Raw genomic sequence first — 23,788 nt, 5'->3', positions numbered from 1 at the left:
CACGGCGGCCGCCACACACGGCTCAGATGACAAGCAGGCCGACCCGTCACCGGGCCGGCCTGCTGCGTGAGGCGTGCGCTGATCATCAACGCGTGGCTCAGGCGTCCACGTCGAAGATGAGTTGGAGGAGATCGGTCTCGTTCTCGAGGCCGAAGAACCAGGAATCGGTGAGAGCCGTGGCCGTGGCGTACGGATTGTTCGGATCGCCGATGAACTGATGCGGGTTCTCGGGGCCGACACTCGTATCCATCATCCCGAAGGGACCGAACGGGCTCGCACTCTGAGCGTGACGCAGGCCGAGCGTGTGAGCCGCCTCGTGCGCCACGACGTTGGCCAGCGCCAGCGAAAGCGTGTCCGTGTCGCCCGCCCCGACGAGCGAAGCAAAGGTCGGCACGAAGACGATGGCCTCGTCGTTCTTGCCCTGGTTCTGCGGGTCGAGCGTGCTGGCGATGCCGTAGAGACCCGGCTCGTAGTCGTTGGCGAGGAAGACGGTCGTGAAGTCTTCGCCGACGAAATCGGCAGGATCGATGCTGACGTGCACCGTGATGCCGGCGTCGTCGTAGAGGTCGGTGACGATCTCGATGATCTCGGAGAGAATCTGCGCTTCGAGGCCGTCAAAGCCGATTCCGCTCAGGTCGAACGCATGCAGCGTCGTGCCATCGCGTCCATACCACTCGGCAAAGCCGCCGTTGGTCTCGAGAAGGATGTTGAGTTCCTCGGGTGTCGCCCGGCGATCGCCCTGCGTGCTGGTGTCAACGGTGACGAGCAGCTCATAGTTCGTTTCGACATTGCCCTGAATCATGATGGCGTATGTGCCTGCTTCAGGGATGCGGAACGAATAGGTGATGTCGCCGGCGACGTCGTAGAAGCCTTCGGAGTCCGGCGTGCCGGGTGCGCCCATGAGCAGGCCGTCCACCACGCCGGTGGTTTCCGTGGTCTGGAAGACGCCGACTTCGTAGCGGCCGCCGAGGTTGCCGCCGACCTGCGAGAGCCGCAGCGTGACGGTCAGCGTCATGCCCTCTTCGAGTTGAGTGATGACGGTGTTGTCGGCCAGCCGGACGTTGCTGATGTCGTACACGTCCGCATCGCCGAAGAGTTCCGTCGGCACGCCATTCTCGTCGAAGCCGATGAAGCCTTCCGTCACCAGCTGCTGGCCGTCGACAAGATCGAGCTGCGTGCCCATGTTGAAGCCGGTGTCACCGTCATTGAAGACCATGACGTTCAGCTCGTAGTTGCCGATGTCATTGCTGATCTCGTTGGGGTCGATCGCGCGGACGATCAGCGGCGGAGTGTAGACGCCCGTGTTGTTGGTAATGTCGATGAGTTCGTCGAGTCCCGGAGGTCCGCCCAGGCTCGTGCCGGCGACCATGATGTAGTAGGTGCCGCCGCTGGTTTCGATATAGCCCTCTTCCAGCGTGGCCTGGCTTGCCGCGATGCTGCCCCCGCCGACCAGATTGCCGGCCATGTCGCGGAGCGTAACCGAACCGACGAAAGCCGAACCAGGCACGAAGTCAGACAGCGTGGCGCGGAGGATGTCGCCTGCTGCAAGCGTGATGGCGAACAGATCGACGTCGAAGCGTTCGGGGAAGTAGAACGACTCCGTGTCGGGGTGGTCGCCGATGCGCCCGAGGAACGAGATCTCGTGGTTCTTCGTGCCCGTGCCGTTGACGAGATCGTCAAGCAGCAGCGACGTGGAAGTGGGATCCATGAACTCCACGTCGTTGGGCGTGAGCGGATCTCCATCCGGATCCCACGTGCCCGCCGTCGTGCGATCGCCGGCATCGCCGACGAGGAAGTTCTTGTAGTACGTGTCGCCGGTGATGCCGTCGCGATTGGCGTCGAGGTTGATGCCCGTGACGCTCTGAATGGCGCTGCCATCGATGACGAGCGTGTAGACACCCGGGTTCGTCTGCGAGAACGTACGGTTGAAGCGGATGGTCGCCCGCTTCTCCTCGCGGTCGTAGGAGATGGTGTAATCGTCGTTGGGCGTCGGCTTGACACCCATGGGATCGACCGGGTTCTCGAACCGGATCGCCGACTCGGCCAGCGGGTTGTTCGGATCGAGCAGAATCGTCGAGATGTCGATCTCTTCGTTGAAGTAGATATCGATGAGCAGCGTGTCGGCTTCGAGCCGCGTGCGGATGTTCTCGACCACCAGGGGCAGCGGCGTGGAGTTCACCACCCGCGTGTTGACGTTGCCCTGCTGGATGAATTCCTCGCCGCCCACGCGAACCTGCATGACATCGGCGCTGGCAGTGAAGGCCCAGTTCTGGCTGTTGAAGTTCGAGCCGACCACCCCGCCGAGCACTTCGACCCGTTCGAGGAAGCCAAAGCCGATCGAGCCGATGTCATCGCCCGTGCCGTAGAACCGGTCCTGTCCCCGCGCCACACCAGCCGCGACGCTGGATCGGATGACCGACCCATTGACGCGGATGCTCTGCAGCGTTCCGCCGGTGAGGCGATCCGCCGCGGTGCCCGTGCCGCCATATCGGCCATCGGACCCGAGCGCGTAACCCGCGAGGATATCCGAATCGACCAGGTCGCCGGAGATATTGACGTTGCTGATCAGTTCGCCGGCGGAGATGTATGTGACGTTGCGGATGGTGGCCGCGTTGATGGCACGGATCTCGCCAAGCGTGGCGATGGACGCCTGGTCCATAACTGCCCCGGTCGAGTTGTTGTTGATCGTGCCGATCGAATCGCGTCCCCAGATGACGCCGCTGAGCGTGCCGTTGCGGACGTTGACGGTGTTGATCTCTTCGCTGAAAATCGTGCCGCCGAAGGCGCCGCTGTCGTCAAAGGTGTTGAGGACGGTGACCTCGAATCTGCCTGCGGTCACCGCATCGACGACGATGCGCGATGCCTCGCCGCCCACGGCGATGGTGCCGGTCGTGTTGACGGTGCGAAGGGTGAGCGTATTCACTGATCCGTCGATCGTGATGCCATCCGTGCCGTCGATGTTGCCTTCGACGGTCAGATTGCCCAGGTCGGCGTCGTCTGCAAAGCGGATCTGAACGCTGTCGAGATCGACGCGGCCGTTGCCGGTGGCAGAGGTCACGCGGATATCGACATTGGTGCGGGAGTCGGTGCCGTTGAACACGAGCCCGGTCAGGTTGCCGCTGGCTCCGCCGGCGAGCGTGTAGATGCCCGTTCCCGAGCCGCGCATCGACAGCGTGATCTGGTCGCCGTCGGTGTCGGTGAAGACCACATCCGCGCCCTGGTCAAACGAGGTGCCGCCGGGGAGGGTGAGAGCCGCCTGGTCGAGTTCGGTCACGACCATGTTGGCGCCGGGGCTGCCGGGCGTGCGCTCGGTGCCGTCCACGACGACGTCGCTGACCGTCGTGTCGGCCAGAACGCGGTTAGTGCCTGACGCGGCGCCGTCCACGCGAACGTTGCTGATGTTGCTCAGTCCAGGCGTGAGGTCGGTGTCAGCGTCAAGCGTGGCATAACTGCCGTCGATGCCGCCGACGATGCCGGCCGCGATGACGACGTTGTTGATCGTGCCGCGAATGTTGATGTTCTCGACGTTGCCGCTCGAGAAGGTGTCGGCGTTGGAGGCAGCGCCGCCCAGAGCGAAGTCGTCGCCGAGCGATTCGAGGCCGCCGAGGATGTGCGTGGCGTCCGCATTGCCGTCGATGGTGACGCGCGAGACACCGCGGCCGGCGCCGAAGATCGAACCGGTGGCGTTGCCGCGAACCGTGAGATTGTCAAGCTCCCAGCGGGCGCGGATGACCGAGTTGGTCGCATCGCCGTCGATGTCGAGGCGATCGATGTCGGCGTCGCTGGTGATGCGTCCGGTGACACTGCCCGAACCGCCGCCCAGACCGGCAGCGCTGGAGACGCGCATGGTCCGGATGCCTTCGTCAGCGTGAACAGTGCCGGCGACGTCGCCGCGAATGTCCAGGTTGTCGATCGTGCCGTTGCGGGCCAGGATCGCCCCGTTGAAATCGCCGCCGATGTCGAGCCGGCGGATGGCGTCCGTGTACGCGGAGATGTTGCCCGTGAGCCCGCTGTCGATGTCAATCGTGGCGATGCTGCCGCGCGCCGTGATCTCGCTGTCGTCGGCCACGGCGGCGAGGCGGAACGTGCGGGTGATGGAGCCCTCGACGATGATCGCGCCGTCGAAGGTGCCGTTGCGAACGTCAAGCGTACCGAAGTCGCCATGCACCTTGAGCGACTCGTCGTCGAGTCCGCTGAGGTTGCGGCCGACGATAACCCGGTCGAGGTCCTGATCGATCTCAAGATCGAGGATCAGATCGCGGCCGGACTGGATACTCCTCACAAAGCCGTCACCGGAGAAGGTCTCGAGGCGGCCGATGATGTCGCCCTCGCGGGTGCGGAGGTTGCGGATTTCACCCGACACGCGGATGGCGCCGGTGATGTTGCCGCGGGCGTCCATGAGATCGAGCCGGCCGTCGGGGCCGTCAATGGTGAAGTCGATTCGCGTGATGTCGCTGTTGCGCGAGCGGAACTGCTTCACCGGACCGGCGACGTTGAACGTCACGCGGGTGATGTCCTCTGAAGCATTGAAGGTCTTGACCGCGCCTGCGGTGAAGGAGGAGCGGACGACACGGGCCCGGGCATCGACGGTGCGCAGTTCCTCGTCCACGTCGATGTCCGTGCCGTCGATCGAATTCGCGCGCAGGAAGCGCAGGTTTCCGATGATGTCGACGATGAGGTCCTTGATGTCGCCGCGCCGGCCCTGCGTCTCGATGCGCGTCGCATCGCCGACGACGGTGATGAGATTGACAGCGCCTTCATCGACGTAGGTGTAAACGTACTCGTCAGCGAGAACGGTGTTGAGGTTGCCATCGACGCGCAGTCGGTTCGAATCCCAGATGCCGTTCTTGATGTTGATCTGGTTGACGTTGATGGCGGCGATGCTGCTGTTGATGATGTCGCCGCCGTTGACCGTGATGCGGCCGATGTCAGCCTGCGGACTCCCACCGGTGTCGTTGGCGTCCGGATCGGCGGAGGTGAAGTGCGAATCGAGGTGGTTGGTGGTGATGCGCGAGCCGATGATCGACGAGCCCTGGGTCGCGTTGATGCGGTCGATGCCGCTTGCGCCCACGATGTCGCCGAGGATGTTGTGGCCCTCGCCGCGGATTTCGACGCGCCGGATGACCCCTGCTGCGCCGATAATGCCGGACGTAAACGGCCCGGCCCAGGTATCGACCAGTCCGTCGCCAAGGTCGATGCGGGTAATCGAACCGGCGGTGTAGACCGTGCCCTCGATGCCGTGGAATTCGCCGAACGGCGTCTGGTTGTCGGCGTTGGCGGTCACGCGAGTGAGGTCGACTTCGGAGTAGATGTCCACGATCGTGCCGTCGACGCGCACCAGTGCGACCGAAGCCGTTTCGCCCGAGGCGCGGACCGCCAGGCCGTTGAGCCACATGTCAAAGGCCGCGCCCGCTCCGGCCGGATCGCCGCCACCGCCGCCGGACAGCAGCAGCGGATCGCCGACGCCTCCGGCGTCGCCGGCCGCGACCGCGTAGCGCGGGCCAAGCAGCGAACGGGCGACTTCGGTGGACGAGAAGGTCTTGCCGAGATTGCCTTGGATGATCACGCGATCGATGCCATCGCTGTCGATGGCGACGATGTCGCCGGTCGTGCGGTTCTCGATCGAGTTGATGGCGCCGAACGTGCGAATCATGTACACGTCGGTGCGTCCGGATCCGTCGAGGATGACGCGGCTTCCGCCGTCGCCGGCGACGACAATGTCGCCGATTTCGACGTTGCCCGAGTTGTTGGTGATGGTCAGGCTGCCCCCACCAAGCGTTGCTTCGATGCGAACGGTGGCCACGCCGACCGAACTGGCCACCGCGTGGGTCTTGACAAACGCGATTGAGTTGCCCGAGACCTTGACGGTAAAGATGGCGCCGGAGTCGTCAACGATGGTCAGTGGCGAGTTGGAGGTGACAACGGCCACGGCGTTTTCCACGCCGTTACCCCAAATGAACGGAGCGCGGAAGAAGCGGACGTTTCCGCCCAGGCCGTTTTCAATCAGCGCCTGGCCGCTGACGACGCCGGCCGAGCCGACTCCGGCAGCCAGGTCGAAGCCTTCGGCAACGATCGCGCCGGCTTCGATAAGGTCGACGCGCTCGCCGGCACCCACTTTGACGCGCAGGCCGCGGTTGGGATCGGGGTCGGCGAGGATGCGCGATTCGGCGCGGATGGTGCCGATGGAACCGCCCGCCTGCAGGTAGGTCAGGCCGGTGGTGGTTTCATCGCCCGTCCTGATCCCGCCGATGTCGCCGAGCAAATACGACAGTTCGCCCTGTCCGATGCCGCCAGTGGCGCGAGCGTGCACGAGGCCGATGTCGCCGCGCGCGTTGACGAGCAGGTTGCCAATCGAGCCGCCGGCGAAGCCTTCGCCGCCCTGCTGGGCGTTGCGACCGTAACCGGCAAGAAGCTCGCCGATATGCTGTTCGGCCGCGAAGATCGTTCCGAACAGGACGCGAGAGCCGTCCTCGCGCACCGTTCCGCCGATGTATCCGCCGGAGGTGATGTTCCAGATGCTGGCGCCGGACTGGATGAGAAGATTGCCGATGTAGGGGGCATCGCCGTCGGGATCGGGTCCGACATCCTGCCCGATGCGGATGGTGCCGATGCTACCGACCTGCGTGATGATGGCCGAGCCATCGGTCGCGCGGTAGGTCAGCGCGCCGCCTGCCCGGACTTCGCCCAGCGAAACGGGCGCGGCGTCAGAGATGGTCAGCAGGTAGCCTTGGCCCGGTCCGCTGAAGCCCGCGGTATTGTCGATCACGATATAAAGGACGCCCGCCTGCGTGGGCGTGTAGTAGATGTCGCCCAGAGTGCCGTCGTCGCCGCGTGACGCAACGATGTTGCCCTCGGCGTCCTGCAGCGTCATCAGCGTAATGGCTGTCAGCTGAATACGGATGCGGCGGGTCGCGTCAACGGCGATGGCGTAGTAATCGATGTCATCGCCGCCATCGCCCTCTTCGTGCCGATCATCGGCCGGTTCGGTGCCGAGCACGCCCTGAACGATGGTCAGCCCGGTCTCACGACCGGCGTACTGCGCGGAACCGAGAGTGTCGTTGAGCAGATAGGTCGCCTGCTCTTCGTTCTCGCTGTCGAGCGTATAGATTGAGACCGCCTCGGCAAACGCGTTGGCATAGTCCTCTTCGGTGGCATTGAACAGGTCCGTCTCGTTCTCCACCACGACCTTGTCGGACCGCAGGAAGGGCTTGTCCACGATCGATTCGGGCGCAAAGTCGCCCTCAACGGTGATGGTCGTCGAGTTGTTGCGTCCGACGACAAACGAGCCGAGCACGCGACCGACCGTCAGCGCGGCGCGAGTATCGGATGGAATGCCGTTGACTTCGATGTAGCTTGCATCGCCCACCACGTTGAACAGATCGACGTCGCCGTCGACAAACATCTTGCCGCCGAGGAAGCCGATTTGCATCTGTTCGAGCGCGCCGCCGAGGCGCGTGACGCCGAAGAGCGAGCCGTCGATGTAGATACGGCCCATCGTCTCGTTGAGACTCGGGTCCTCCTGGATGATGCCCTCAGTGGAACGGTCGTAGCGCTGGAAGCCGACCGGGAGGAACGCGAGGATGTTCAGCTCCGGCTGGTTGACCGTCCAGTCCGCGTTCGTGGGATTGCCGATGATGATTGATCCCATGCCCGGCGCCTGGTACACCGATCCGTCAGCGTTCATGGCAACGCCGATGCGGTCGTACTCAGGAAGTGCGAAGGGCGTCACGACCTGGAAATCACCTTCGAAGTCTTCCATGATGAAGAAGACGAGTTTGGTCGTCGCAGTCGCGCCGCTGATGATGATGCGGCCGATGCCGTTGTTGAAGTCCGCCTTGCCGTCGTTGGCGTAGAGGTTTTCAACACCGGTCCAGCCGGTGCGGCGCTCAATGAGGTGCGGCTCGAAGTCCATCGTGTCGGGCGCGCTCCACGGATCGGAAGCGACCATGTTCACCCAGGCGTCGTCGGCGGTGCCGAGCTGGCGATCATCGGTGCCAGCGCCCGGGTGGACCATGCCAAAGGCCAGGGGCAGGCGCGAGTCGTCCTCCGTCTCGTAGATGCCGTCCATGCCGGCATCCCAGTAGCCGGTTTCCGGGATAACGATCGTGAAGTTCTCGGGCACGTTCTCCGTGTCCCATTCGGGCACCGGATCAGCGTCTTCATCCCAGTCGATCTGGCGCACCAGGTGGAAGATGCCATCGGGAATCCAGACGCCGGGCAGGAAGTTGCCCATGGTGTCGGTGGCGACGCGCCATCCGGGCATGTAACCCGTGTCGAGGCCAAAGAAGGACTCGGATTCATCGTCATCCGACCCCCAGTACTCGTCGGCGGTCTCCTCAGGGCCGATGCGCGTCGACACTTCGACTTCAGTGCTGTACGAACCGTCCGTCTGAAGGCCGGTCCAGGGGAAGAGCGGATGCCCGTCGAGGTCGAGGATGGTCACCGTCGGGTGAGCTGCCACATTGTCATCAAGCAGGAAGATGCCCAGACGAACCGAGCGCTCTTCGACCGTGCTGGCGTCCAGCTGCATGCCGCCGCCGAACCATGCGGGCATGGCCACCCAGCCGAAGAAGCTGTTGGTCTGTCCCATGTCGAGATCAGGGTTGGCCACGAGCGTCGTCAGCAGTTTGCGCGGCTCGAGTGGCTGGAAGACGGGCGTACTGGCCACGGAAGCGGCACTGGCACGACGGGTGGGACGGGCGAACGGGCGACGGTTCTTGCGCTGTTTCATCTCGCCATTCCTTTGCGGACTTGCGACAGGCGATTCAGGTGCGTGCGGGGTATTGCGCCCCGCGGCGAATCGCCATGCTGGGTTTGCGGCGAGGCAGCGCCTCGCCGAGTGGGTGGGACGACTGGTGAGCGAACGAAATCGGTGCCGAAGCGATCGAGCGATTCGCAGCATGTGCCGGCTGGAATGATCTCATCTTGCGTCAGCATCCTCACACGGTGCGCCGCTCGGTTCGAGCCAGCGGCCGGGTACATTAGCCAAACTTCGCGGGGCTCGCTACTGGAGAGCAACTGAAGCTGACCAGAGGAGTTGCGTCGGGTGGCGCCTGGGCCGGCGCCACGGGTTGCCTCGCCGAAAGGTGGGCCCGGCGAGCGGTCGACCCATTGCGCGGCCCCTCGGCGGCGCCAGGCAGCGATCGGCAGTGATCGCGCGGATCGAACGGTGATTGTCCATACGCCGAACATGGGCAAGCGGTTCCCCCAGCTTCCGGGTGAAACAAGGTATTGGAGTCAGGCGGACGGTACAATGCCGGAGCGACTGGGCTTGTGGCGGAATCGGCAGACGCAGCGGACTTAAAATCCGCGTCCCCATTGCGGGGAGTGTGGGTTCGAATCCCACCGAGCCCATTTGACTGGCACTAGCCGGTCGTTGTTCGTCCCTGGTTCACCATGCGGGAGGTGAACCTCACCTGTTACTACCCCATTCAATATACAGGCCTCGCCGCCAATCGCCAACCCTGATTGGTGAAAAAATCACATTTTGATGATTTTTTCTGGACCTGTCACGCGGGCTCGGCCGCCCCGTCCGCCCCGGCTTCGGCCCCGCCCGTCCACAGCCACCGCGCCGCCCAGCGGATGTCGCTGCCGATCAGCATGATGCTCGGCAGCACCACGAGCACCACCGCCGTCGCGCTGATGAGCCCACAACTGATGGTGATCGCCATCGGGATGAGGAACCGCGCCTGGAACGACTGCTCGAGCATCAACGGCGACAGCCCGAGCACCGTCGTGAGCGTGGTGAGCACGATCGGCCGCAGGCGACGGCGTCCGGCTTCAACCAGCGCGGGCCGGATGTCCATCCCGCCGCGCCGCAGTTCGTTGTAGAACTCGATGTAGATGAGCGAGTCATTGACCACGATTCCCGTCAGCGCCACAAAACCGATGAGCGACAGGATCATCATGTTGAAGCCCAGCAGCCAGTGGCCCCAGATCATGCCGATCATCGCAAACGGAATAGCCAGCATGACCGCCAGGGGCTGGAAATAACTGCCAAACAGCCACGCGAGAATCACGTAGATCATGACGCACGCGAGGAGAAGGCCGTACTTGATACCGGCAAGCGATTTGTTCGTCTCGAGCTGTCGGCCGCGCGGCTCGATGTGCACGCCGGGGTAGCGGGCCTCGATCTCCGAAATCACCGGCATCATCGCGGCCACGACGCGCTCGGGGTTGTTCACGGCCGTATCGACGTCAGCCAGCACCGTTACCGCCCGCTTGCGGTTGAGCCGCTTGATCGTCGCGTAACTCGAACCCTCGCTCAGTTCAGCAACTTCGATGAGCGGCACGCTGCGGCCGTCGGCGGCGAAGACGTATTGGCTCTCGAGCTGGGCGAGGCTGCGACGCGTCGGTTCATCGAGCATGACGCGCACGTCCACGTCTTCCTCGCTGGCCGAGAACGTGTGCGGCTCAAAGCCGAAGAGATAGCCGCGCACCTGCCGCGCCACGAGTTCGGGCGTGAGGCCGAGCATGGTGGCGCCATCGCGCAGCCGAATCTGCAGTTCGCGCTGGCCACTGTCGGAGTCGTCACTGATGTCCACGACTCCGGCAAACTCGCGCAGAGCCGCTTCGATCTCCCCCACGGCGGCGAGTATCCTGGCTTCATCATCCCCCGTCGTGACGAGGTTGAGCGACGGCCCGCCCGGACCGCCCTGCACTTCTTCGTAGCGGATGGAGCGCACGCCCGGCACCGGCCCCACCGCCTTTCGCACCGCCGCGATGATCTCCTTGCTCGTGCGCTCGCGCTGCTCGACGGGAGTGAGTTCGACAAAGATCTGCGCCAGGTGCGTCTGCGGTCCTCCCGGCGTGAAGTCGTTCAAATCGACGCGCTGGCCGGCCAACGAGGTCACGATGCTGATCTCGGGCTGCTGGGCGCACGCCGCCTCGATGCGGCGCACCACCGCGTCGGTGCCTTCGATCGACGTGCCGATGGGCATGGCCAGATCGACCACGAACGTCTCGCTGTCGGTGCCCTCGAAGAACGTGAAATCCACGCGCCCGCCGACGAGCATGCCGATGGAGACCAGCCAGATCGCGATGGCCGAAGACGTCGTGATGTAGCGATGGGAGATGGTCCAGTCGAGGACCCGGCCGAAGACGGGAATGACGCGTTCGAAGATGAGCCGGTTGCGCCAGGCTTCGTAGTTGCGCAGCAGGCGGGCGCCAAGCCACGGCCGCTCGGGCCGCTCGACGCGCGCCAGGCTGTGTCCCATGTGGGCGGGAAGGATGATGATCGCTTCGAGCAGTGAGACGCTCAGCGCGCAGGTGACGACGACCGGCAAAGCGCCGAGGAAGTCGCCGATCTGGCCCTCGATGAGAGCCAGGGGGAGGAACGCGGCGATGGTGGTGGTGACGGTGGCGACGACGGGCCAGGCCACCTCGCGCGTGCCCTGCACTGCGGCGAGCAGCGCCGGCTCGCCCGATTCGTAGCGGGCGGTGATGTTCTCGGCGACGACGATCGCATCGTCGGTCAGCAGGCCGAGCACGATGATGAGCCCGAACATCGTGAGCAGATTGAGCGTCACGCCGATCGCCGCCATGAACGCCAGCGTACCGAGCACGGAGAGGACGAGCCCGAGCATCACCCACACGGCCACGCGCAGGTTCAGAAACAGCAGCAGCGTGAGGAACACGAGCATCGCGCCCCACTTGGCGTTGCGGGTGAGCAGTTCAAGCCGACCCTCGATGAACCGGGCCAGGTCGCTGAAAAGGATGAGTTCTCCCGGCAGCGGCTGCGTGTGCGAGGCGCCGAGTTCGTACGCCTGCAGGCGAGTGCTCTTGCGCGGCGTGGGCGGAGCGGGGGGCGCGCCTTGATCACCGCCTTCCGCCGCCTGCTTCTCGTGCTCGGCCAGTTGCTTCTCGTAGCCGCGCTGCATCATCGCGTTGACGACCGCGTTCCAGCGGTCAGACCAGCGTGGCTCAAATTCGCCCTTACCGCTGCGGCCGGCAACATAGGCCCGCACCGCCTCGGCCACCTTCACCGCATCGCCTTCACCCACATTGAACGCCGTGAGTGTCACGACCGGCTTTCCGTTGAGGCGAGTGCGAATCTCGACGTCTTCGAATCCCTCCGTCACGCTGGCCACGTCGCGCAGCCGCACCACGCCGCCGCCCTCGTCGGACTTGATGATGATGTCGCGCACCGCGGCGGCTCGCTCCTCCACGCCGAGCGTGCGGATGCGGATGTTCTGTGCACCAGTGCGCACCGTGCCGCCGGGCACTTCCTTCATCCACTCGCGCACACGGTCGGCAACCGCGGTCAGGCTGAGGTGGTACTTCTGCAGCGCCGCCGGCAACACTTCAACACTGATCTCGTCCGCGCGGATGCCGCCGAGAATCACATTGCCCATGCCCGGCAGCGACTTGATGTCATCCTTGATCTCGCGGATCGCGCGCTTGAGGTCCGCTTCGTGCGAGTCGCCCGCGAGCCCGATCTGGATGACCTGTAGTTTCGGATCAAACTTGGTCGTGCGCAGGCGCTCGGCTTCCTCGGGCAGGTCGGTGAGTGAATTGAGCGCCGACTCCACCGTGCGCACCGCCTCGTCGATGTCGCTGATGTCGCGGCGGAACTCGACGACCACGGTGCCGAGCCCTTCGACGGCGGTGCTGTTGATCTCGACGACTTCGTCGAGTTCGGCGACCTTGTCTTCGATTTTGAGAATCAGTCCTTCCTCGATCTCCTGCGGGCTGGCGCCGGGATAAGCGGCGGTGATCGAGGCGAGATTCGGCCGCACTTCGGGAAAGAACTCACGGCGAAGCGTCGAGCCGTAGATGAGCCCCAGCAGCATGATGGCAATGTACAGCAGATTCGCCGGCACCGGCTGGCGCACGCCGAAGTTGGTCAGCGTCAGCTTGTCGGGACTCGGGTCGATCTCGGGGTGGGCCATGGCGGTGCGCTTCAGTTGTCGGCGGGCAGGGACGCGGGCTCGTCGGGCGAGCGCGAGAGGCGCCCCTCGCCGGCCGCGTCAGCGGACCTGACCTTTTCGCCCGGCCTGATTTCATCGACGTTCGAGAGGATGACGCGGTCGCCGCGCTGCAGGCCCGACTCGGCTGCAAGCACCACCCACTCCTGTTCGTCCGGGTGCAACGGCGCAAACGACTGGCGGATGTGATAGTCCACGTTTACGCGACGGCGGGCGGCGACGCCTTGCTCATCGATCATCACCGCATCACCAGACAGCGCGCGCCGGGGCACGACGAAGCGCTCGACGGGAGCTGACGTCACCGTCGCGTGCACGAACCGGCCCGGCATGAGCAGCGTCTGGGCGTCGGGTGTCTGCGACACCTCGGCAAACGCCGTGAGGGTGCGCGTGGACGCATCCGCCTCGGGCGCGAGCCGCTCAATGCGCCCGCTCCAGCACCAGCCCATGGTGTCGGATTCGAGCAGCACCGGGTCACCGACTCTGACCGACGTCTGCGCCGACTGCGGCAGCGCGAGGGGCACGCGGATGAGTTCGAGGTTGACGACTCGGGCGACGACGGTCCCGGCTGCGACGCGTTCGCCCTGCTGCGCGCTGACGAACTGCAGCGCGCCGTCGATGGGGCTGGCGATGGTGCAGCGCTGCACGTCGCGCAAGGCCATGGCGGCGCGGTTTCGCTCGAGTCTGAGCGAGGCCTGAAGGTCGTTTCGCCGCGGGGCGATTTTTTCCACCTCTTCTTCCAATTGACGGACGATGCGCAGCGCTGCCGTGTACTCGCGCCGGCGGCGGTCGACTTCGATCGGGCTTCCGGCGCCGTTCTCGACGGCTTGGCGCGTACTGTCGTACTCGGTCTGGGCCACGGCGAGTTCTTCGCGGGCGAGCGCCAGCTGGTCGGTCCAGTTCTTCTGTTCGACGTCGAGCATCTGGAGTTGCGACTCGAAGCGCGCGGCGTTCTGCTCGGCGATGTCCTGCTGTGCGAGGTAATCGCGATCATCAATAACGATGAGCGTCTGGCCTTTTTTCACGGCTCGACCTGGTTCGATGGCTTCGGGCCGCTCGACCACGAGCCCGGAAACTTCGGAGGCCACTTCAGCGACATAGCGCGCCTCGGCCGTGCCGAATCCATCCCACAGTCGCGCGGTCGAAACCGGCTGCGCCACCATCACCTCGACCAGCCGGCTGTCGGCGCCGGCCTGCGAGCGAGGCACCTGCGGCCGCGTCGCCTTGAAGTACCCGAAGACGCCCAGGCCCAGCATGAGAATGACCACGCTGACCACGCCGCGGGTGGCATACGCGATGATCCTGGACCACTTTTTCTGCATCGGCTGCACTCGATGGAGACTCACTCATCCGCGCCGCAGGCGTGGATCAGAGGATAGGCGATAGTGGAGGCTCGACTCCGTTCAAAGGCGACCTGCCCGATCGTCAATAGCGCGATTCAGGTTCAGCCCGCAGGCGGCGGCGCGGGGGTGAGTTGAAACTGATCCGCCCGGTCCGGATGCCTCACCACGGACACGAGTGCCGGGCCGGGCTCGTGGTCGATGGCCAGGCGCCAGTTCCGCTCCACGCACTGCGTGAGCAAGCGGCGCTTGGTGAGCAGGTTCTCGTAGGGCAGCACGTCATAGGACATGTTGTACGCGAGGCCCACGTGGCTGGCGGTGGGCATGACATCGCCGGGAAAAACAACGGTGCCCGATGCATCGCTGAATACCAGGCCTTGCTGGCCCCAGGTGTGGCCGACAGTGGGCAGCGCCCCGATGCCGGGGATTACTTCGCACTCGCCGTCGAGCAGCGTCACCCGATCGGCGATCGGGTCGAAGTTCTCGCGCAGGTAGGTGCGCGTCATGGTCGATTTGTTGGCCAGCGCATCCTCCCACTCGGTGCGCTGGACGTAGATTTTTGCATTGGGAAACGAGGGTTGCGGCGGCGAGCCGGGAGACTCGACGCAGGTCAGGCCGCCCGCATGATCGAAATGCAGGTGGGTGACGATGACCGCGTCGATGTCGCCGCGGTCCAGGTCGATCTCGTTGAGCGCATCACCGATCCAGCGCGATTCCAGGGCGAACATGTCGCGCCCCTTGGCGTCGAACTTGTTGCCGTAGCCGGTCTCGATGAGTACACGCCGCGTGCCGTCGGTGAGCAGCAGGCAGTTGGTCTGCAGGGTGATGCGGTTGAGGTCATCGGGCGGGGCGAGGCGGGCCCAGAGCACACGCGGGATGATGCCGAACATCGTTCCGCCGTCGAGGCGAAACGAGCCGGCCCGCAGCAGTTGCCAGTTCCAGACACAGTCAGCCATCGCTCCTCCAGCCCGTCTCGCGGCCTTTCGACCGCAATCCTGCCCAGTGTAGCCGGTTACGGAGCCCCCGGAGTCCGCGGCGGGACCGTGCCGGAGTCGGGGAAACCGCCCTGATTGGCAATTGTGGGGGTGACTGTACGCCAAAACCGGATAACGATGTCTATTGACAGGCACGCCTTGCCGAATCCCAACACGGGATTCGACCCGGCTGCCGGACAGGATGCACCCCAAATGGACCTCTCGTACCTCACCGTGGATGGAAACGAAGCCTGCGCCTCGATCGCGTATCGATGCAGCGAAGTGATCGCGATCTACCCGATCACGCCCGCCTCTCCGATGGGCGAACTCGCCGACGCCTGGGCAAACCGCGGCCGGCTCAACGCGCTCAACGTCACGCCGCGCGTCATCGAAATGCAGAGTGAAGCGGGCGCCGCCGGCGCCGTGCACGGCGCGCTGCAGGCGGGGTCGCTGTGCACGACCTTCACGGCCTCACAGGGCCTGCTGCTGATGATCCCCAACATGTTCAAGATCGCCGGCGAACTCACGCCGACTGTCTTTCACATCGCCGCGCGCACCGTGGCCACTCATGCCCTGTCAATCTTTGGGGATCACAGCGACGTCATGGCGGCCCGCTCCACCGGCTGGATCATGCTCTGCTCATCATCAGTCCAGGAAGCCCAGGACCTGTCGCTTATCGCGCACAGCGCCACGCTCCGGTGCCGCGTCCCGATCCTGCACTTCTTCGATGGGTTCCGCACGTCGCACGAGGTAAACCGCATCGCGGCCATCGACGACGCCACCATCCGTTCCATGCTCGACGACGCGCTCATCGCCGAGCATCGCGCTCGATCGCTCGATCCCGACCAGCCGGTCCTGCGCGGCACCGCGCAGAACCCGGATGTCTTCTTCCAGGCCCGCGAGGCGTGCAATCCATTCTACGACCAGGCCGCCGGCATCATCCGAGACACGATGCGCGACTTCGAACGCAAGACCGGCCGCCACTACGACCTGTTCGAATACGTCGGCGATCCCAAAGCCGAGCGCGTCGTGGTCATCATGGGTTCGGGCATCGGCGCCGCGGAGGAAGCGGTCGCCGCGCTGGTTGAAAAGGGAGAGAAGGTCGGGCTCGTCAAGGTGCGCGTGTACCGACCATTCGACGCCACGGCTTTCGTCTCCTGCCTGCCATCGACGGTCAGGCGCGTGGCGGTGCTCGACCGCACGAAAGAGCCCGGCGCGCTGGCCGAGCCGCTGTTCCTGGACGTGGTCGCCGCCCTGCAGGAAGAGTGGACCGGCGATGCGCGCATCAAGGTCATCGGCGGTCGCTACGGCCTGTCATCCAAGGAGTTCACGCCGGCGATGGCGGCGGCGGTCCTCGCGGAACTCGCCAAGGCCGAGCCAAAGCGCCGCTTCACGGTCGGCATCGTCGATGACGTGACGCACCTGAGTCTGAAGTGGGATCCCGATTTCATCACCGAGCGCGCCGACACTGTGCGTGCCGTGTTCTACGGCCTGGGAAGCGACGGCACCGTCGGCGCCAACAAGAACTCCGTCAAAATCATCGGCGAAAACGCCGGCCTGGCTGCGCAGGGCTACTTCGTCTACGACTCGCGCAAGGCCGGCTCCGTTACGGTCTCGCACCTGCGCTTCGGTCCGCGGCCGATCGAGTCCACGTACCTCATCCAGCGCGCCTCGTTTGTCGCCTGCCACCAGTTCAACTTCCTCGAACGCATCGACGTGCTCGAACTCGCCGCGCCCGGCGCGACGTTCCTGCTCAACAGCCCGTATGACGAGAAGGAAGTGTGGGATCACCTGCCGCGCGAAGTTCAGAACACCATCGTCGAGCGCGGTCTGCACCTGTGGGTGGTGGATGCGACGGCCGTCGCGCGCGACGTGGGCCTGGGCGCGCGAATCAACACCGTCATGCAGCCGTGCTTCTTCGCCCTCTCGGGCGTGTTGCCTCGCGAGGAGGCGATTGAGCACATCAAGGGCCTGATCCGCAAGACGTACTCCAAACTCGGCCAGAGCGTGGTGGACATGAACATCGCCGCGGTGGACCGGTCGCTTGAGATGCTGCGCGAAGTGAAGGTGCCGGCGACGGCGACGTCCCGCCGCCACCGCCTGCCGCCCATCCCTGGCGTCGCGCCGGATTTTGTGCAGCGCGTGACTTCGATGATGATCGCGGGCAAGGGCGACCTGCTGCCCGTGAGCGCCTTGCCGATCGACGGCACGTTCCCCACCGCCACGACGCGCTTCGAGAAGCGCAGCATCGCGATCGAGATTCCCATCTGGGACGCCGACCTGTGCACGCAGTGCGGGCTGTGCCCGCTGGTGTGCCCGCACGCGGCGATCCGCACCAAGGCGTTTCCGGAAACCGAACTCAAAGACGCTCCCGGCTCATTCGAATCGCGGCCGTGGAAGAACAAGGAGCACCCCGAGTATCGCCTGACCATCCAGGTCGCGCCCGATGACTGCACGGGCTGTGGCATCTGCGTGGATGTCTGCCCTGCGCGCAGCAAGGAGGTGGTCAAGCACAAAGCGATCAACATGTCGCCCAAGGACGAGCACCTCGAACGTGAACGAAGCAACTTCGAGTTCTTTCTCGACATTCCCGAGATGGATCGGCGCGAAGTGCGGCTCGAGACGATCAAAGGCTCGCAACTCGCCCAGCCGCTCTTTGAATTCTCCGGCGCCTGCGCCGGTTGCGGCGAGACGCCGTATCTCAAACTCCTCACGCAACTCTTCGGCGACCGGCTGCTCATCGCCAACGCCACGGGCTGCTCATCAATCTACGGCGGCAACCTGCCCACGACGCCATGGACCTGCAACGCCGAGGGCCGCGGCCCGGCGTGGTGCAACTCGCTCTTCGAAGACAACGCCGAGTTCGGCCTGGGCATTCGCCTGGGCGTCGAACAGAAGCGGCTCATCGCCGGCGAGATTCTGCGCCAGTTCGGCGGCCGGCTCGGCGATGACTTCGTCGCGTCGCTGCTGTTCTCCACCGGGACCGACGAAGCGTCCATCGCCGAGCAGCGCCAGCGCGTCGCCACGCTCAAAAAGGCGCTCGCGGGCGACACTTCGCCTCAGGCGCGCCGGCTGCTGGCGCTGGCGGACCAGTTCGTGCCGCGCAGCGTGTGGATCGTGGGCGGCGACGGCTGGGCCTACGACATCGGCTTTGGCGGCGTCGATCACATCCTCGCTTCGGGCGTCAATCTCAACATGCTGGTGCTCGACACCGAGGTCTATTCGAACACCGGCGGGCAGGCGTCCAAGTCCACGCCTCGCGCCGCGGTCGCCAAGTTCGCCTCCGGCGGCAAGCACTCGTGCAAAAAGGATCTCGGCCTGCTGGCGATGTCCTACGGCAACGTGTACGTCGCGCAGATCGCCATGGGCGCCAACCCGCTCCAAACACTCAATGCGCTGCGCGAGGCGGAGTCTTACCCGGGCGTTTCGCTTCTCATCGCCTACAGCCACTGCATCGCGCACGGCATCGACATGAGCACCGCGATGACGCACCAGAAGGACGCGGTGACCAGCGGCTACTGGCCGCTGTTCCGCTACGACCCGCGCAACGCGCATGACGATCTGCATCCGCTGCATCTCGACAGCCGCAAGCCGACGGGGACCTTCAAGGACTTTGCCGAAAAGGAAGCGCGCTACGCCATGCTGCACCGGGCCAACCCCGCCGAGGCCGCACGGCTGTTCGAGCAGGCCCAGGCCGACATCGACGCGCGCTGGCGGTTCTACGAGCAGATGGTCGGCGTGAGCCGCAACACCAACGGGCACGTCGCCGCTGAGGAGGTCATGTCATGAACGTCGATCTGAGCACCCGCTATCTCGGCCTGACGCTGCGCAACCCGCTCATCGCATCCGCCTGTCCGCTCAATCAGGATCCGGAGTTCCTCCTGCGCCTCGAAAGCGCCGGCGCCGCCGCGGCGGTCTTCCCGTCGCTCTTCGAAGAGCAGATCGAGTTCCAGCAGCAGCAGGTCTTTGGGTTGTATGAGTACGGCACGGAATCGTTTGCCGAATCGCTCTCGTACTTCCCCGAACTCGAGGATTACAACGTCGGGCCGACCGAGTACCTCCGCCGGCTGCGCGCAGCGCGCGACGCCGTGCGCTTCCCGATCATCGGCAGCCTCAATGGCATGACCGTCGGCGGGTGGATTCACTTCGCCAGGCTCATCGAAGATGCCGGCGTCGATGCGCTCGAACTGAACGTCTACTTCGTTCCGAGCGATCCGCGTCACAGCGGCGAGGATGTCGAGAAGCGCTACCTCGATCTCGTCGCCGCGGTGCGCAAGGCGGTGCGCCTTCCGCTGGCCGTCAAGATCGGGCCGTACTTCAGTTCGCTGGGTCACTTCGCGCGGCGGCTGACGGACGCCGGCGCCGACGGGTTGACGATCTTCAACCGCTATATCCAGCCGGACATCGATCTCGAAACGCTCGACTTCTTCCCCAACTTCTCGCTGAGTGAGTCGTACGAATCGCGCCTGAGCATGACGTGGATCGCCATGCTTCGCGGCCGGGTCGGGGCGTATCTCGCCGCGACCAGCGGCATCCACGACGTTGAAGATCTGGTGAAGATGCTGCTCGTTGGCGCGGACGCCGCCATGCTCGCCTCGGCCATGTACCGCCACGGCCCCGAACACTTCACCCGCCTCGAAAGGGGCCTGCACGACTGGCTCGTCGCCAAGGACTACACCTCGGTCCAGCAGCTGAAAGGAAGCCTCTCGCGCGAGAACTGCCCCAACCCCGAAGCGTTCGAGCGGGTGAACTACATGCGCTCGCTCGTGGCGTTCGCGGGCCGGCCGATCTGAGGCTCGCCGGCGGGCGGTCGCGCCAGCTCCATCGCCGGGCCTGCGCAGAGCCTTGTCCCGACCCACGCGCTTGCGTCAATCGTGGCCGGTCATCGACCCGCGGGTTCGAGGAGAATCTCCGGATTCTCGAGGAATTGCACGACGGCGTTGAGCATCTTGGCGCCGTAAGCGCCATCGACCACGCGATGGTCGCATGACAGGCTCAGCGGCATCTCCTTGCCGACGAAGATCCCGCCGTTGCGCGCCATGACCGCTTCGCGGGCCCGGCCGGCGGCGAGAATGGCTACCTCCGGGTAGTTGATGATCGGCGTGGCGAACGCGCCGCCGTAACTGCCCACATTGCTGATCGTGATCGTGCCGCCCTTGAGTTGGTCGAGCCCGATGGTGCGGCTCTTGCATTTGGCCGCCACGTCGTTGATCGCCCGGCCCAGCGGCAGGATGCCCATGCGATCGGCGCCGGGGATGACCGGCACCATCAGGCCGTGGTCGGTGTCCACCGCCACGCCCATGTTGATCACGCCCTTGATGTAGATCTCGCGCTTCTCATCGTCCACCACGGCGTTGAGTTGCGGGAACTGCTTGAGAGCCCGGCACATCGCCTGAATGATGAACGGCAGGAAACTCACCTTCTCGCCCGATGCGTGCGCCTGCTGGCGGCGAACGCGATCGAGCGCCGTCACATCTGCCGCATCCATGACGGTGAAGTGCACCGCGGTCTTGACGGAACGATCGAGCGCTTCGGCGATCTTGCGTCGAATGCCGGTGAAGGGAATCGTCTGCGACGTGCCGCTCGCGTCCACCTGCACCGGCGGATAGGAAATGGGCTGCGACACCGCGGCGATCGCCGCCCCGCCGCTTGCGGCTTCGCGCGGCTTGCCCGCCGGCGCCTTTGCTGCGCCGACGCGCCCACCCCCCTGCGCCGCCCGCTCCACATCCGAAGCGGTCACGCGCCCGCCGCGCCCGGTGCCCTGGATGGTGTTGATGTCGATGCCTTTGTCGCGGGCGAGCCGGCGCACCGCGGGCGTGGCCATGACCTTGCCGCCGCCGCCCAGCGTGGGAAGCCCTTCCATCGAGCCCACGACCGTGCCCGCGTCTTCGCGCTCGGTTTGCTCGGCTGCATCGACGCCGCCACTGGCGCGCGCCGGGCCGGCGCCTTGCGGCTTCGCATCGGCTTTCGTCTCGACGTGATGATCCGCCTTCGGCGCTGCGCCGTTGCCTTTGACGGTCTTGCCGCTCTGCGTCGCGCCGCTGAACGTCACGATCGGCTCGCCGACGTGAGCGATCTGCCCGACGTCGCCGTGCAGCGCCTCGACCTTTCCGGCGTAGGGGCTGGGGACTTCGACGAGCGCCTTGTCCGTCTCCATTTCGGCGAGCACCTGCATCTCCTCCACCTTGTCGCCGACGCTCACCTTCCAGGAGATGATCTCCGCTTCGTGAACGCCTTCGCCAAGATCGGGCAGGATGAAATCAACCGTGTCGCTCATAACCTTCTCTTTCCAGCGCTGCGGCCGGGGCAGCGCGCCCCGCCGGGCGAATCAATACGCCATGATCTGCCCGATCGCTTCGACGATGCGCGGCGTGTCGGGCAGGTAATCGAGTTCGAGTTTGTAGTACGGCATGACGGTGTCGAACCCCGTCACGCGCTGCACCGGCGCTTCGAGGTACTCAAAACAGTGCTCCTGCACCAGCGTAGCGATCTCCGCGCCCAGACCCGCCGTGCGCGGCGCCTCGTGCACGACCACGCAGCGCCCCGTCTTGCTCACCGACTGCCGGATCGCCTCCACATCCAGAGGATAGAGCGTGCGCAGGTCGATGAGTTCGACGCTCAAATCGAGTTCGTCGAGCGCGTTGATGCATTGCACCACCGAAGCCCCCCACGAGATCACCGTCACATCCGTGCCTTCCTCGATCACCTTCGCCTGCCCGATGGGGATCGTGTACGGCTCTTCGGGCACCTCTTCGCGAAACGCGCGGTAGATGCGCTTGGGCTCGAAGAAGATGACCGGATCAGGGTCGCGAATGGCCGAGATGAGCAGGCCCTTGGCGTCGTACGCCGACGACGGCATGACGACCTTGAGCCCCGGCGTGTGAACGTAGACGGCTTCGGGCGAATCGCTGTGCAATTCCGGCGCGTGAATGCCGCCGCCCACGGGCACGCGCACCGTCAGCGGCACGGTAAAGCGGCCGCGCGTCCGGGTGCGGAAGCGGGCGGCGTGGGTGACGATCTGGTCGTAGGCGGGGCCGAGAAAGCCCTCGAACTGAATTTCGGGTACGGGCTTGAGCCCGGCCATGGCCAGGCCGATCGCGCTGCCGATGATGCCCGACTCGGCCAGCGGGGTGTCGACGACGCGCCTGGGGCCGAACTGCTTGAAGAGGCCGTCGGTGGCGCGGAAGACGCCGCCGTTGATGCCGATGTCCTCGCCGAGGAGGATGACATCCTCATCGGCCTCCATTTCCTGCCGGAGGGCTTCGGTAATCGCCTGGATCAGAAACAGGTTCGCCATGAGTGCCTTTCGAGTGAGCCACGATCGCGATGCAGCAGCCGCCTGCCGGCCAATCATTGGAAACGGCGGCGGTCAGGTCGAATGCCGATGGACCTGAAATGAGCAAGGCATCGAGGCACAGAGGCACCGAGGCATGAGGCAAGAGGCATCGAGGCGCTAGCCGTCGGCGGCAGCCGACGGTTGCACCCGCGACATTCCGCGCTCGTGGCGACCACAACGTCTGGTAGCCTCAGCCCGCGGGGCCCTCACGCAATCGACATCGTTCGCCAATCTATCCACAACCTCTCCAAAGCGATTTTCCAGCCGCCCGAATCTGTAAATATGGGCGTTTTCTGCGCTTAGCGATCCGGTTCCTTTCCCGTGGAGAAAATGGTCAGAAAAATACGACATTTTGTGAGTTCTGATGTTGCCGCCCCAACATCTTGTTGTATCCTATCCCTTGGCCGCAATGGCTGGCAACGGCGTGCATGGCCCCGGTGGGACTGGGGAGCACAAAGGCCCGAGCCGACCACTCGCGACTGACAATTCCCGAACACCAGCAGGCGCCACGCCGCCCGTCGTAGCCGGTCCAGACCGGCCGGGCTGTCGCACCCGCTGAAAAACGGCCAACGCCTCGAAAGGCCCGACCATGCCCGTCCTCTCCGATTCCCAGATCCGACGCCTCATCGATATCAAGCCCTTCGAAGAGAACATCAAGCGCCAGGGCACCGTGTCCTACGGCGTCTCGTCCTACGGCTACGACGTGCGCGTCGGCTCGGTCTTCAAGATCTTCACCAACGTCACGCCGCACGGCGGGCAGGCGATCGTCGATCCCAAGCGCTTCACGGATGACTTCTTCATCACCGTGGACACGAAGGCCACGGGCAAGGACCACATCATCATCCCGCCCAACTCGTTCTGCCTGGCCGAGACGGTCGAGTGGTTCAGCGTGCCGCGCGATGTGCTGGTCATCTGCGTGGGCAAGAGCACCTACGCCCGCTGCGGCCTGATCGTGAACGTCACGCCGCTCGAACCCGAATGGCGCGGCAAGGTGACGCTGGAAATCTCCAACACCACCCCCCTGCCCGCGAAGATCTACGCCAACGAAGGCATCGCCCAGATGATCTTCCTCAAGGCGGATGAAGTCTGCGAGAAGAGTTACGCGGACAAGAGCGGGAAGTATCAGGACCAGGGCGGGCTGACGCTGCCGAAGGTGGATTGATTGGGGAGGCGAGCCGCTCGGCGCTGGGCCGATGCACCAGTGTCACGACAGGT

At 65.0% G+C, this 23,788-nt stretch carries 9 protein-coding genes and 1 tRNA gene; 4 read left to right on the top strand and 6 right to left on the bottom strand.

Annotation, left to right across the window (positions count from 1 at the left end; all coding sequences use genetic code 11):
• Positions 1-97: 97 nt before the first annotated feature.
• A complete protein-coding gene (locus IT430_14690; GenBank protein MCC6909186.1) occupies positions 98-8,731 on the bottom strand; it encodes a hypothetical protein in 8,634 nt (2,877 codons plus the stop codon).
• 536 nt (positions 8,732-9,267) lie between these two features.
• Here IT430_14690 and IT430_14685 point away from each other — a divergent pair.
• Positions 9,268-9,354, top strand: a tRNA-Leu gene (locus IT430_14685).
• Between the two features lie 155 nt (positions 9,355-9,509).
• On the opposite strand, the gene IT430_14680 is transcribed toward IT430_14685, so the two are convergent.
• The 3 genes from IT430_14680 to IT430_14670 form a co-directional block, all read right to left on the bottom strand.
• A complete protein-coding gene (locus IT430_14680; GenBank protein MCC6909185.1) occupies positions 9,510-12,890 on the bottom strand; it encodes an efflux RND transporter permease subunit in 3,381 nt (1,126 codons plus the stop codon).
• Between the two features lie 11 nt (positions 12,891-12,901).
• The gene (locus IT430_14675) at positions 12,902-14,269 is read right to left on the bottom strand and encodes an HlyD family efflux transporter periplasmic adaptor subunit (GenBank protein MCC6909184.1); all 1,368 of its coding nucleotides are present in this window, start codon (positions 14,267-14,269) and stop codon (positions 12,902-12,904) included.
• Positions 14,270-14,367: 98 nt separating this feature from the next.
• Entirely contained in the window at positions 14,368-15,219 is an 852-nt protein-coding gene (locus IT430_14670; protein ID MCC6909183.1) for an MBL fold metallo-hydrolase, read from the bottom strand.
• 231 nt (positions 15,220-15,450) lie between these two features.
• Between IT430_14670 and nifJ the strand changes: the two genes are divergently transcribed.
• The gene (nifJ, locus tag IT430_14665) at positions 15,451-19,026 is read left to right on the top strand and encodes a pyruvate:ferredoxin (flavodoxin) oxidoreductase (GenBank protein MCC6909182.1); all 3,576 of its coding nucleotides are present in this window, start codon (positions 15,451-15,453) and stop codon (positions 19,024-19,026) included.
• Positions 19,023-20,030, top strand: coding sequence for a dihydroorotate dehydrogenase-like protein (locus tag IT430_14660; protein MCC6909181.1), 1,008 nt, complete (start codon positions 19,023-19,025; stop codon positions 20,028-20,030). Before nifJ ends, IT430_14660 begins: the two co-directional genes overlap by 4 nt.
• Before the next feature lie 89 nt (positions 20,031-20,119).
• Here the strand turns inward: IT430_14660 and IT430_14655 are convergent, their stop codons facing one another.
• Together IT430_14655 and IT430_14650 are read right to left on the bottom strand one after the other, a co-directional pair.
• Positions 20,120-21,514 (bottom strand): 2-oxo acid dehydrogenase subunit E2, encoded by a 1,395-nt coding sequence (locus tag IT430_14655; GenBank protein ID MCC6909180.1) that lies wholly within the window; start codon positions 21,512-21,514, stop codon positions 20,120-20,122.
• Between the two features lie 51 nt (positions 21,515-21,565).
• The gene (locus IT430_14650; GenBank protein MCC6909179.1) at positions 21,566-22,534 is read right to left on the bottom strand and encodes an alpha-ketoacid dehydrogenase subunit beta; all 969 of its coding nucleotides are present in this window, start codon (positions 22,532-22,534) and stop codon (positions 21,566-21,568) included.
• A 628-nt stretch (positions 22,535-23,162) separates the two neighbouring features.
• On the opposite strand from IT430_14650, the gene IT430_14645 reads away from it, so the two are divergent.
• On the top strand, positions 23,163-23,735 hold the full coding sequence (locus tag IT430_14645) for a dCTP deaminase (GenBank protein ID MCC6909178.1): 573 nt from the start codon (positions 23,163-23,165) through the stop codon (positions 23,733-23,735).
• Positions 23,736-23,788 lie beyond the last annotated feature (53 nt).

It is taken from the genome of Phycisphaerales bacterium, from assembly GCA_020852515.1.
GTDB lineage: Bacteria > Planctomycetota > Phycisphaerae > Phycisphaerales > UBA5793 > UBA5793.
This window is presented reverse-complemented; position numbering and strand designations above follow the sequence as displayed.